Origin of the sequence: Mesorhizobium sp. M1342 (assembly GCF_040317955.1) — a bacterium.
Taxonomy (GTDB): domain Bacteria; phylum Pseudomonadota; class Alphaproteobacteria; order Rhizobiales; family Rhizobiaceae; genus Mesorhizobium.
On the sequence record NZ_JAMYLI010000005.1, the window covers coordinates 35,409 to 48,425 of the forward strand.

Below are 13,017 nucleotides of genomic sequence, written 5' to 3' on the forward strand. Positions count from 1 at the left end.
CACCAGCGCGGTGCGAGCGACCTCGGAATGAACGTATGAAATATTCGATCTTTTCGCTCGCCCGTGCTGCCCTGTCCGGCCACAAGAATTGGCAACGCACCTGGCGCGACGCCACGCCGAAGGACCGCTACGATGTGGTGATCATCGGCGGTGGCGGCCATGGCCTTGCCACCGCCTGGTTTCTCGCCAGCGAGTACGGCATCAAGAATGTTGCCGTGCTCGAAAAAGGCTGGATCGGCTCCGGCAATGCCGGCCGCAACACCACCATCATCCGCTCCAATTACGGCCTGCCAGGCAATACCGGCTTTTACGAATTGTCGATGAAGCTGTGGGAGCGGATGGAGCAGGACCTCAACTACAATGCAATGGTCAGCCAGCGCGGCGTCATCAACCTCTACCACTCCGACGCACAGCGCGACGCTTATGCGCGGCGCGGCAACACCATGCGTATCAACGGCATCGACGCCGAACTGCTCGACCTCGCTGCCGTCAAGAAGATGATACCGTTCCTGAACTTCGACAATGCGCGCTTTCCCGTGCAAGGCGGGCTGTTGCAGCGACGCGGCGGCACGGCGCGGCACGATGCTGTTGTCTGGGGCTATGCGCATGCGGCGAGCGAACTCGGCGTCGACATCATCCAGAATTGCGAAGTCACCGGCTTCGTCAGGGACGCCAATGGCAAGGTGACCGGCGTCGAGACGTCGCGCGGCAAGATCGGCGCCGGCAAGGTCGGTATGGCTGTTGCCGGAAGTTCATCGCGCGTCGCGGCGATGGCCGGCCTGCGCCTGCCCATCGAAAGCCATGTGCTGCAGGCCTTCGTCTCCGAGGCGATCAAGCCGCTCATCCCTGGTGTCATGACCTTCGGCGCCGGCCATTTCTACGTCAGCCAGTCCGACAAGGGCGGGCTGGTGTTCGGCGGCGACATAGACGGCTACAATTCCTATGCCCAGCGCGGCAATATGCCTGTCATGGAGGACGTCTGCGAGGGCGGCATGGCGCTGATGCCGATGATCGGCCGCGTGCGCTTGCTGCGCCAGTGGGGCGGCATCATGGACATGTCGATGGACGGTTCGCCGATCATCGACAAGACGCCGGTCGACGGGCTCTATCTCAACGCCGGCTGGTGCTATGGCGGCTTCAAGGCGACGCCGGGCTCCGGCTTCGTCTTTGCCCATCTTCTTGCGCGCGACGAATCGCACGAAGAAGCCGCGCGGTTCCGCCTCGACCGGTTCCGGACTGGCGCCATGATCGACGAAAAGGGCCAGGGCGCCCAACCGAACCTGCATTGAAGGCGGTCTAGAACAGCATGCGCATTGTCTGTCCCTTCTGCGGTGAACGCGAACTCGGCGAGTTCACCTATCTCGGCGACGCCAAGCCTGTGCGGCCCGAAGCCGGCGCCTCGGAAGACGAGGTCTTCGACTATGTCTATCTGCGCGACAATGTCGCCGGACAGACCAGCGAACACTGGTACCATGGCGGTGGTTGCCGGGCCTGGCTGAAGGTCACCCGCAACACGCTGACGCACGAGATTTCCGCCGTTGAGCCGGCGGTGGGTGCCGGCGCCGCGAAAGTCGGTGCGTGATGGCCGGCGCGCAGACACACCGGCTCGGCAATGGCGGTCTCATCGACCGCTCGGTGCCACTGAACTTCCGTTTCGACGGCAAGGCTTTCTCCGGCTTCCAGGGCGATACGCTCGCCTCAGCGCTGATCGCCAATGGCGTCAAGCTGGTCGGCCGCTCGTTCAAATATCATCGCCCGCGCGGTATTCTCACTGCCGGTTCGGAAGAACCCAACGCGCTGGTCGAGCTGCGCACGGGCGCTAGGCGCGAGCCGAACACCAAGGCGACGACAGCCGAACTCTATGACGGGCTCGAGGCCGCCAGCCAGAACCGTTGGCCGTCGCTGCGCCACGATGTGATGTCGGTGAACCAGCTGTTCGCGCCGATCTTCGTTGCCGGCTTCTACTACAAGACCTTCATGTGGCCGGCGAAATTCTGGGAAGCGATCTACGAGCCGGCGATCCGTCGCGCCGCCGGCCTTGGCCGCGCCGCAGGCGTCGCCGATCCGGACCACTACGACAAGGCATGGGCGCATTGCGATGTGCTGATCGCCGGCTCCGGCCCGGCCGGTCTGGCCGCGGCATTGGCAGCCGGCCGCGCTGGTGCCCGCGTCATCCTGTGCGAAGAGGATTTTGTCCCCGGCGGCCGCCTGCTGTCGGATGGCGGCACGATCGATGGTGTGCCGGCAGCCGAATGGCTGTCGCGGACGCTGACTGAACTGGCTGATATGCCGGACGTCCGCATCATGACCCGCACGGCACTATTCGGCGTCTACGATGGCGGTACCTATGGCGCGATCGAGCGGGTCAACGACCACCTGCCCTCGCCGCCTCAGCATCAGGTGCGCCAGCGGCTGTGGCGGATCGTGGCCAAGCGTTGCGTTGTCGCGGCCGGCGCCATCGAACGGCCGATCGTGTTTGCCGGCAACGACACGCCCGGTGTGATGATGGCGTCCGCCATGCGCACCTATGTCGCGCGCTATGCGGCGACACCGGCCAAACGCATCGCGCTGTTCACCAACAATGAGGATGGCTGGCGCACGGTCGAGACTGCACTCGGTGCCGGCCTACAGATCGCGGCGGTCATCGATGCACGGTCCGAAGTGTCGCCGGCGCATCGTTCGCTGGCCTCCAAGGGCGGCTTCCCGGTGCTGCATGGTTCCGTCAGTGGCGTCGATGGCGGCAAGGATGGCGTCAGGAAAATCGCGGTGTCGCTCACCGGCGGCGCGCGCGCCGAGGTCGAAGCGGACGGGCTCGCCGTTTCCGGCGGCTGGAACCCGGCGGTCGGGCTGACCTCCTTCCATCGCGGTCGGCCAGCGTGGCGTGACGACATCTCCGCCTTCGTGCCCGACGGCGCGCCTCCCGGCATGGTCGCCGCTGGCGCCGCCAATGGCGATTTCGGCCTCGGCGCCTGCCTGAGCCAGGGATTTGCCGCCGGCGCGGCAGCGGCGCGTGACACGGGACATGGCGGCACAGTGGGTACCGCGCCTTCCGCCGACGACGAGGCATTCTCGCTGACGCCGCTCTGGCACGTCGCCGGCAAGGGCAAGGCTTTTGTCGATTACCAGCACGACGTCACCGCCTCTGACATCGAACTGGCGCAACGCGAAGGCTTTGAATCCGTCGAACACCTGAAGCGCTACACGACGCTCGGCATGGCCACCGACCAGGGCAAGACCTCGAATGTCGCCGGCCTTGCCATCATGGCCGCGGTCAGCGGCCGTTCGATCCCCGAGACCGGCACGACGATCTACCGGCCGCCTTACGTGCCGGTCGCCATCGGCGCCTTCGCCGGCCATCACCGCGACGAGACGTTCCATGCGACGCGGCTGACGCCGTCGCACCACTGGGCCGTGGAACAAGGTGCTGTCTTCGTCGACACCGGCCTGTGGAAACGCGCGCAATGGTACCCGCGCGCCGGCGAGAAGGACTGGCTGGAATCGGTGACCCGCGAGGTCAAGGCGGTGCGCGGTGGCGTCGGCTTCTGCGATGTCTCGACGCTCGGCAAGATCGACGTGCACGGCCCCGATGCCGGCGCCTTCCTGGATCGCGTCTACATCAACACCTTCTCCAGCCTCGCAGTTGGCAAGGCGCGCTATGGGCTGATGCTGCGCGAGGACGGCATCGTCTATGACGATGGCACGACATCGCGGCTGGCCGAGGACCATTATTTTCTCACCACCACCACGGCCAAGGCCGGGCTGGTGATGCAGCATCTCGAATTCTGCCGCCAGGTGCTGTTCCCGGAGCTCGACGTGCAGCTCACTTCCGTCTCCGACCAGTGGGCGCAATTCTCGATCGCCGGGCCGAAGACACGCGACCTGCTCCAGGAGATCGTCGATCCGTCGGAAGACCTGTCGAACGAAGGCTTTCCGTTCATGGGCGCCCGCGAGGTGACCCTTCGCGGCGGACTCAAGGCGCGGCTGTTCCGCATCTCGTTCTCCGGCGAAATGGCCTTCGAGATCTCCGTGCCGGCACGCTTCGGCGATGCCATGGCACACAATCTGATGCTGGCCGGCGCGCCCTTCGGTGTGACGCCCTACGGCACCGAGGCGCTCGGTGTCATGCGCGTTGAAAAGGGTCACGTCGCCGGACCGGAACTGAGCGGCACGACGACAGCCGCCGATCTTGGCCTCGGCAAAATGATGTCGACCAAGAAGGATTTCATCGGCCGCGTGATGGCCGGACGCGAGGCGCTGGTCGCCCCGGATCGCCAGGTCGTGGTCGGCATCAAGCCGACCGACAGGGGCCGCCGCTTGCGCTCTGGCGCGCACATCATCCCGAAGGGTCAGACGCCCGGCCCCGGCAACGACCAGGGCTATATCACCTCGGTCTGCTTCTCGCCCACGTTGGATCAGTGGATCGGGTTGGCCTTGGTCGAGCGCGGCCGCGAGCGGATCGGCGAAATCGTCCACGCGCATGATCCGTTGCGCGGTGAGGATTATGATGTCGAATTGTGCAATCCCGTCTTCTACGATCCGGATGGAGGGCGCCAGCGTGGCTGAGTTTTCCTGGGCTCCCCGCAGTCCCCTTGAAAAGGCGCTTGTTGCCGGCGTGCATGGTGCACGCGGTATCGAGGCCGGCGTCTCGCTGACCGAGGTTCGCAATTTTGACCTGATCCAGGTGATGGCGCGGCGCGGCAAAGGAGCCGAACTGGCAAAGGCGACTAGGACCCGCTTCGGCATCGCGGCACCGGATGCGCCGAAGGCGGTACAAACTCCGGATGCCACGCTGATCTGGTCGGGGCCTGATCAGTTCTTGATCTTGTCGAAAAGTGGCAAGCACACGATGTGGACGCTGGCGCCGGCATTCACCGGTCCCGCTTCGCTATCGGATCAATCACATGCACGCGCGTTGATCAGCGTTTCCGGAATCCAGGCGCGCGCCATGCTCGCCAAGCTGTCGTCGATCGACCTGCATGCCGCCTCGTTTCCGATTGGTGCCGCTGCTGCGACGTCGATGGACCACACCAGCGTCACGCTCTGGCGCGGGAATGATCGGCCGGATGGCCTGGCGGTGTTCAACCTCCTGGTGTTCGCGACCTTTGCCGAAAGCCTTTGGCATACGATGCTCGACTCGGCTGCGGAGTACGGCGTTACGGTCAGCCATTCCGAGGATTTCGAGTAGCGTTTGCGCGCGCCCCACCTTTCTCCCTTGGGGGAGAAGGGAAGAAGTGCGCTTCGCCTTGCCAAACGCACGCGCACTGCTATTCTTACCGCTAAAATAATTTCACACACAGGCAAACTTGTTTCTCGAACCGCAAGGCTGAAATGAGCCAGTCGCCCTACCCCGCAATCGCTGCCGGACCGCCCCGGCCGAGCCTCATCCTGAGGCCCGGCCAGATCGCGCTGCCGCCGGGCATGGAGCGTTATACGATCCAGGGCAATGGCGCGGTGCTGATCGACATCGAGGCTGGTGACACGATCACCGTGCGCAATGTCGAAGGCGGGCAGGCCTGCGAGTTGCTGGCCTGGGACAGGACCGGCGCGACCGATCCCGGCATTTTCGGTGAAGCATCGAACAGCAACGCTGCCGGCATCAAGGCGCTGCTCATAGAGGACGACGACAGCCTCGCATCGCTACGGAGCGTGCTCGCGCGCCGGCAGGTGCAGCTTGACCATGCCAAGGCGGTTCGCGTGTTCGGCGACGCGACGCCCGCCGGCATCGAACAGGCTTTCACCGTCGCGCGCGATGGCGCGATGCTGATTGCGGCCCCCGGCGGGCCGATGCTGGTCGACGGTCACGACACGGCGACGCCGCTGACTGCCATCGTTCGCCGCGCCACGATCCGCGCGGCGGTGAAATCGCTATTGGCCGATCCGCTGGCCGACCCGGTGCTCGATTTGCGCGTCCATTCGGCGACGGCGGAGGCCTATTTCGTCAAGGCCGGCGACTATCTCCAGATCATCGATGTCGACGGGCGCCAGTGCACCGATTTCCAGTGCTTTTCGGCGCGCAAGCTGGACAGGGGACTGGATCATCCGCTCGACGTGACCACGACGCGCACGCTGATGGGTGCGAGCTACCCGATGCCCGGCCTGTATTCCAAATACTATGACCAGGACATGGAGCCGCTGGTCGAGGTGGTGCAGGACACATGCGGCCGGCACGACGCCTTCGCGCTCGCCTGCGCGGCCAAATATTACGACGACATCGGCTATCCCGGCCACACCAACTGCTCGGAGAACTTCAACCGTGCGCTGGCCGGCAAGGGCGTCAATCCCCGCGCGGGCTGGATGGCGATCAACTTCTTCTTCAACACGGCGATCGACGCGCATGGCGTCATGGTGTCCGACGAGCCGTGGTCGCGGGCGGGCGACTACGTGCTGCTGCGGGCGCTCACAGACATTGTCTGCGTTTCCTCCGCCTGCCCCGACGACACGACGCCGGCCAATGGCTGGAACCCGACCGACATCCATGTGCGGACCTATTCCGGCCAGCACAAATTCTCGCGAGCGATCGCCAGACGCATGACGCCCGATTCGGAACCGAAAATGACCCGCGAGACAGCTTTTCATTCGAGCTTTGCCAAGCACACCCGCAACTTTCAGGAGTACAAGGGCTATTGGCTGGCCAATTCCTTCGCCAAGGACGGTCCGATCGCAGAATACTGGGCCTGCCGTCAGGCCGCGGTGATCATGGACCTGTCGCCGCTGCGCAAGTTCGAGGTCACCGGTCCGGATTCCGAAGCGCTGCTGCAATACACGCTGACCCGCGACGTCAAGAAGCTGGGCGTCGGCCAGGTGGTCTACTCGGCCATGTGCTACGAGCATGGCGGCATGGTCGACGACGGCACCCTGCTGCGGCTCGGCAAGGACAATTTCCGCTGGGTCGGCGGCGACGATCTGTCCGGCGAATGGCTGCGCGAGACGGCCGCCAAGCTGGGTCTCAACGTGCTGGTGCGCTCGTCGACCGACCAGATGCACAATGTCGCCGTGCAGGGTCCGAAGAGCCGCGACATCCTGCGAGAAGTGATCTGGACTTCGCCATTGCAGCCATCGATCGACGAACTCGAATGGTTCCGCTTCGCCGTCGCCCGCATTGGTGGCGGCAACGGCATTCCGGTCGTGGTCTCGCGCACCGGCTATACCGGCGAGCTCGGCTACGAGATCTGGTGCCATCCGCGCGACGCCGAAAAAGTGTTCGACGCCATCTGGGAAGCCGGCCAGTCGCATGGACTGAAGCCGATGGGGCTGCAGGCGCTGGACATGGTGCGCATCGAGGCCGGGCTGATCTTCGCCGGCTACGAATTCTCCGACCAGACCGACCCGTTCGAGGCCGGCATCGGCTTCACCGTGCCGCTGAAGAGCAAGACCGACGATTTCATCGGCCGCGAAGCGCTGATCCGCCGCAAGGAGCACCCGCAGACGAAGCTGGTCGGCCTCGACATCGAGGCCAATATCGACGTCGGCCATGGCGACTGCGTGCATGTCGGCCGCGCCCAGATCGGCGTGGTCACGTCGGGCATGCGTTCTCCGATGCTGAACAAGACCATCGCGCTGGCCAGGCTCGACGTCACCCATTCAGCTGTCGGTACCGAGGTCGAGATCGGCAAGCTCGACGGCCATGCCAAGCGGCTGCCGGCGCGCGTCGTCGCCTTCGCCCACTACGATCCGCAAAAGACCAAACCACGCTCCTGACGGCCTTCCAAGACGGTGAGGCCGTGCTGGCAGTCGGTGATAGGAATTTTTTCTTGACCCGCTGAGGGCAGCTATGCTACATATTCGTCCATGGTGCTGATTTGCGCCGCGACCCGCCTCCGGCGGGTTTTTCGTTTCCAGACCCCTGGTCCTTTTCCGAACAATCCTGCCCGCCAGTGTGAAGTTGACATGTTTCGCAAGCGTGATGTGCACGGCGCGACAATTCGCTTGACGTGAAAGCGCGCCGGATCAATCTTCACTGTTAAGAAAAAAATACGACTGAGTGGAAACACCGGCAGTCGATCAATGCATGCGTCGATGGTGAAGCCTCGCTAAGCCGCGGCGGTCACGAACGGGGAACATCAAAATGGGGAACAAAGACATATGAGCACGATAGTGACTGTCCTGGAGCCGCTTGCCGAAGGCAAATTGCACCGAAATATCGACTGGCGGGGCGCCTTCTGGGTGGCGAGCGGCGTGCCTGCCCTCGTCCTGTTCTCGATCGGCGGCATTGCCGGCACGACCGGCACGCTGGCCTTCGCGATCTGGATCTTCTCCATGATCATGGGCTTCCTGCAATCCTTCACCTATGCCGAAATCGCCGGCCTGTTTCCGAACAAGTCGGGCGGCGCGTCGATCTACGGCGCCACCGCATGGCTGCGCTATTCCAAGTTCATCGCGCCGCTGTCGGTGTGGTGCAACTGGTTCGCCTGGTCGCCGGTGCTGTCGCTCGGCTGCTCGATCGCCGCCGCCTATATCCTCAACGCGTTGGCGCCGGTGCCGCTGTTCACCGATGCCTCGCCCGAAGTCGTCGCCTATATCGCCGCGCATGCCGGGACGAGTGCCGCCGACGCCATCACCGCGGTGACCGCCGCGGCAACGCCGGTGATCCGCAACTGGACGCTCTACAGCCACACGCTGGGGCCGGTCTCGTTCACCCTCAACGCGACCTTCTTCATCGGTGCGGTGCTGATGCTGATCATCTTCGCCATCCAGCATCGCGGCATCCTCGGCACTGCCAACGTGCAGAAATATATCGGCCTGCTGGTCATCATCCCGATGCTGATCGTCGGCGTGGTGCCGATCGTCACCGGCCAGATCAACTGGGCGAATTTTTCGCCGCTGGTGCCGCTGGCGGCCGCCTATGCGCCCGAACCCGGCGCCTGGAACATTGCCGGCTGGACGCTGGTGCTTGGCGGCATGTTCATCGCCGCCTGGTCGACCTACGGTTTCGAGACCGCCGTCTGCTACACCTCGGAGTTCAAGAACCCGGGCACCGACACGTTCAAGGCGATCTTCTATTCCGGCCTTTTGTGCATGCTGCTGTTCATCCTGGTGCCGTTCACCTTCCAGGGCGTGCTTGGCCTCAACGGCATGCTGGCGACACCGATCGTCGACGGCTCCGGTGTCGCCGACGCGCTGGCCGGCATGGTCGGCGGCGGCGCGCTGATCCACAGCCTCCTGGTGATGCTGATGATCCTGGCGCTGGTTCTGTGCATCATGACGGCGATGGCCGGCTCTTCGCGTACGCTCTACCAAGGCTCGGTCGACGGCTGGCTGCCGCGCTATCTCAGCCACGTCAACGAACATGGCGCGCCGACGCGGGCAATGTGGACCGATCTCTGTTTCAACCTGATCGTGCTGGCCATTGCCTCGGCCGACGCGACGAGCTTCTTCTTCATCCTCGCCGTGTCGAACTGCGGCTATATCATCTTCAACTTCCTCAACCTCAACGCCGGCTGGATCCACCGCATCGACAACGGCCATATCGCCCGGCCCTGGAAGGCGCCGAGCTGGTTGCTCGGCGTCGGCGCGATCTTCGCCTATGTCAACATGATCTTCATGGGCGCGGGCGCCAAGGTGTGGAACCCGATGGCGCTGTGGGCCGGCCTGATCACGGCGGCCCTAATCATCCCGGTGTTCTGCTTCCGCCACTATATCCAGGACAAGGGCAAATTCCCCGACCATATGCTGGCCGATCTCGGCATGACGGGGGCCGACCTCTCGGTCAAAAAGGCGGGCATACTGCCCTATCTGACCCTGGTCGCCGGCGTGGTGGTGATGCTGCTCGCCAACTGGTTCTTCGTCATCTGATCTCGTAAAAGTGAAAAGGATCGGGCGCGCTTCGGCGCGCCCGATCCTTTTCGACTGCGTGATCGATCTATTCGGCGGCCAGCGCCAGTTGCGGCTTTTCGGCTTCCTGACTCAGTTCCAGATCGTCCGTCCGTCCCTCCGCGCCGCGCTTCTTCGGCTCCCGGCCGAAGAACAGGGCGTAACCGGCCGGCAGGACCAGGATGGTCAGCACCGTGGCAACCAGGATGCCGCCCATCATGGCGTAGGCGAGCGGACCCCAGAAGACGCCGCGCGAGATCGGGATCAGCGCCAGCACCGCCGTCAGCGCCGTCAGCGTGATCGGCCGGAAACGGCGAACGGCCGAACCGATGATCGCCTCGTAGCGGTCCATGCCCGCGGCGATGTCCTGGTCGATCTGGTCGACCAGGATGATCGAGTTGCGCATAATGATGCCGAGCAGCGCGATGACGCCGAGAATGGCGACGAAGCCGAACGGCGCGCCGCTGATCAAGAGTGCCGCGGCAGCACCGATAATGCCAAGCGGACCGGTCGCCAGCACCAGCATCGCCTTGCCGAAGTTCTGCAGCTGGATCATCAAAAGCACGACGATGACGGCCAGCATGATCGGCGCCTTGGCGGCGATCGAAGCTTGGCTTTCCGCCGAATCCTCCGCACCGCCCTGGATCTCGACCTTGTAGCCGGGCGCCAATCCGTCACGCAGGCCCTGCATATCCTTGTACAGTTTGGTGACGACGTCATTGGACTGCACGCCGTCGGGCAGCGTTGCCCGCACACTGATGGTCGGCAGACGGTCGCGGCGCCACTCGATGCCTTGCTCCAGCACCGGCACCACCTTGGCAACCTGCGACAGCGGCACGAAGCCACCGAAGTCGGTCGGGATATAGACCGAGTCGACCGAGGACAGCAGGCTGCGGCTGGCATCCGGCTCGCGGGCGACGATGGACACCGTCTCCTCGCCGTCGCGGAAGTCGTCGAGCGGCGCGCCGGACATCGCCGCCTGCAGCATCTGGCGGATGCGCTGCGAGGTGACGCCGAGTGCGCGGGCACGATCCTGGTCGATGACCAGCTTCATCGCCGGAACCGGCTCCAGCCAGTCATCATGCACGGCGCCAAGCAGCGGATCCTCGCGGAACTTCGCCTTCACCTGGTCGGCGATGCGGCGCACCTCCTGGCGATCCGGCCCCATGACGCGCATCTGCACCGGCCAGCCGGTCGGCGGGCCGAGGAACAGACGATCGACTTTGGCACGGATGGATGGGAAGTCTTGCGCCAGGACGGTGCGCAACTTGACGATCAGCCGTTCGCGGGCCGGTTCGTCATTAGCCATGACGAGCAGCTGGGCGAAGTTGGGGTTGCTCAGCTGCTGGTCGAGCGGCAGGAAGAAGCGCGGCGCGCCTTCGCCGATATAGGTGGCGATGAAACGCTTGTCCTTGTCGTCCATCATCTTGGTTTCGAGCGCCTTGGCCTGCGCCTCGACTTCCTTGATGCTGGTGCCTTCCGGCAGCCAAAGGTCGACAAGGATTTCCGGCCGCGACGATTGCGGGAAGAAGTTCTGCGGAATGAACTGGAAAGCCCACAGGCTGGTGCCGAAGGTGACCAGCGTCATCACCAGGACGATGATGCGATGGCGCACGGCCCAGCTGACGGTAGCACGAAGCCGGCGGTAGAAACGTGTGTCGAAGACATCGTGATGGCTGCCGGCATGCTTGCGCTGCTTGAGGATCATGTTGCCGAGCCATGGCGTGAAATAGACCGCGACGAACCAGGAGACGATCAGCGCGATGCCGACGACATAGAACAGGGTGCGGACATATTCGCCGGCGGTCGAGGCCGCGAAGCCGACCGGAATGAAGCCGGCCGTGGTGATCAGCGTGCCGGTCAGCATCGGGAAGGCGGTCGAGGCATAGGCGAAGCTCGCCGCCTCGACCTTGACCATCCCCTCCTCCAGTTTGCGCTCCATCATCTCGACGACGATCATCGCGTCGTCGACCAGAAGACCGAGCGCGATGATCAGCGCGCCGAGCGAGATGCGCTGCAGGTCGATGCCGAGCTCGTACATGATGGCGAAGGTCGCAGCCAGCACCAGCGGGATGGCGATGGCGATGACCAGGCCGGAACGCCAACCGATCGACAGGAACGAGACGACCAGCACGATCAGCAACGCTTCGCCAAGCGCATGCATGAATTCCGCCACCGCATCGGTGACGACGCCCGGCTGGTCGGAGATCTGGTCGACCGCAACGCCGTAGGGCAGCGCCTCCTCGAAGCGCTTGTAGGTGGCCTCGACATCCTTGCCGACGTCGGTAACCTTGAACCCCTTGGCCATGACAACGCCCAACTGCACGCTGTCGTGACCGTTGAAGCGGTACTTTCGCTGGAACGGATCTTGCAGCCCGGAGGTCACCGTGGCGATGTCGCCCAACCTTGTGACCTGGCCGCCGGCGCGCAGGCGCAGGTTCCTGATGTCCTCAACCTTGCCGACATCGCCCTCGACGGAGATGCGCACCGAGTTGGTGCCGGTATCCACGGAGCCGGCCGGGTCGACATTGTTCTGTCCCTTGATCGCATTCTGCAGATCGGTCAGCGTCAGGCCGCGTTCGGCGAGCGCCTTGGACGAGACGTCGATATAGAGCTTTTCCGGCTGGTCGCCGATGATGACGGCCTTCTCGACGCCGGGCGTCGTCAAAAGCATGTCGCGCGCCTGGATGGCGAACTTCTTCAGCTCGGGATAGCTGAAGCCATCGCCGCTGATCGAATGCAGGGTGATGAAGGTGTCGCCGAACTCGTCGTTGAAATAGGGGCCGAGCAGACCTTGCGGCAGGTCGCCCTGGATATCGCCGACCTTCTTGCGCACCTGGTAGAAGGCGTCGTTCACCTCGGCGGTGTTGGTGTCGCCCTTGATCTGCACGGTGATGATGGCGCTGCCCGCGCGGGTGAAGGAGCGCACGAAATCGAGATGCGGCGTTTCCTGCAGCTTGCGTTCGATCTTGTTGACGACCTGGTCTTCCATCTCCTGGATCGAGGAGCCCGGCCAGATCGCCTGGACGACCATGACCCGGAAGGTGAAATCGGGATCTTCCTTCTGGCCCATGCGCATCAGGCCGAGCGCGCCGGAAATGATGATCAGGCCGAACAGGAACCGCGCAATGGCGGGATGGCCGATTGCCCAGCGCGACAGGTTGAAGGGCCGCTTCTCTTCCGTGGAATTGGTCATCGACGCTGGTC

The 13,017-nt window shown here is 64.1% G+C and carries 7 protein-coding genes; 6 read left to right on the top strand and 1 reads right to left on the bottom strand.

Annotated features, from left to right (window positions below; translation table 11 throughout):
* Window positions 1-35: 35 nt before the first annotated feature.
* The 6 genes from NKH06_RS06465 to NKH06_RS06490 all read left to right on the top strand — a co-directional run bounded on the left by NKH06_RS06465 (window position 36) and on the right by NKH06_RS06490 (window position 9,792).
* The gene (locus NKH06_RS06465) at window positions 36-1,289 is read left to right on the top strand and encodes a sarcosine oxidase subunit beta family protein (RefSeq protein ID WP_127270293.1); all 1,254 of its coding nucleotides are present in this window, start codon (window positions 36-38) and stop codon (window positions 1,287-1,289) included.
* A 17-nt stretch (window positions 1,290-1,306) separates the two neighbouring features.
* Window positions 1,307-1,582 (top strand): sarcosine oxidase subunit delta, encoded by a 276-nt coding sequence (locus tag NKH06_RS06470; protein WP_352892550.1) that lies wholly within the window; start codon window positions 1,307-1,309, stop codon window positions 1,580-1,582.
* Window positions 1,582-4,563 (top strand): sarcosine oxidase subunit alpha, encoded by a 2,982-nt coding sequence (locus NKH06_RS06475; protein ID WP_352892552.1) that lies wholly within the window; start codon window positions 1,582-1,584, stop codon window positions 4,561-4,563. Before NKH06_RS06470 ends, NKH06_RS06475 begins: the two co-directional genes overlap by 1 nt.
* Window positions 4,556-5,185 carry a sarcosine oxidase subunit gamma gene (locus tag NKH06_RS06480; protein ID WP_352892553.1) on the top strand — a complete coding sequence of 210 codons (630 nt, stop codon included), beginning with the start codon at window positions 4,556-4,558 and terminating at the stop codon, window positions 5,183-5,185. The genes NKH06_RS06475 and NKH06_RS06480 overlap by 8 nt, the downstream gene beginning before the upstream one ends.
* Before the next feature lie 143 nt (window positions 5,186-5,328).
* Complete coding sequence (locus tag NKH06_RS06485) at window positions 5,329-7,698, top strand: trimethylamine N-oxide demethylase (RefSeq protein WP_352892555.1); 2,370 nt, start codon at window positions 5,329-5,331, stop codon at window positions 7,696-7,698.
* 384 nt (window positions 7,699-8,082) lie between these two features.
* The gene (locus NKH06_RS06490) at window positions 8,083-9,792 is read left to right on the top strand and encodes a trimethylamine N-oxide permease (RefSeq protein ID WP_352892557.1); all 1,710 of its coding nucleotides are present in this window, start codon (window positions 8,083-8,085) and stop codon (window positions 9,790-9,792) included.
* Window positions 9,793-9,859: 67 nt separating this feature from the next.
* Here the strand turns inward: NKH06_RS06490 and NKH06_RS06495 are convergent, their stop codons facing one another.
* On the bottom strand, window positions 9,860-13,006 hold the full coding sequence (locus NKH06_RS06495; protein ID WP_352751219.1) for an efflux RND transporter permease subunit: 3,147 nt from the start codon (window positions 13,004-13,006) through the stop codon (window positions 9,860-9,862).
* Window positions 13,007-13,017 lie beyond the last annotated feature (11 nt).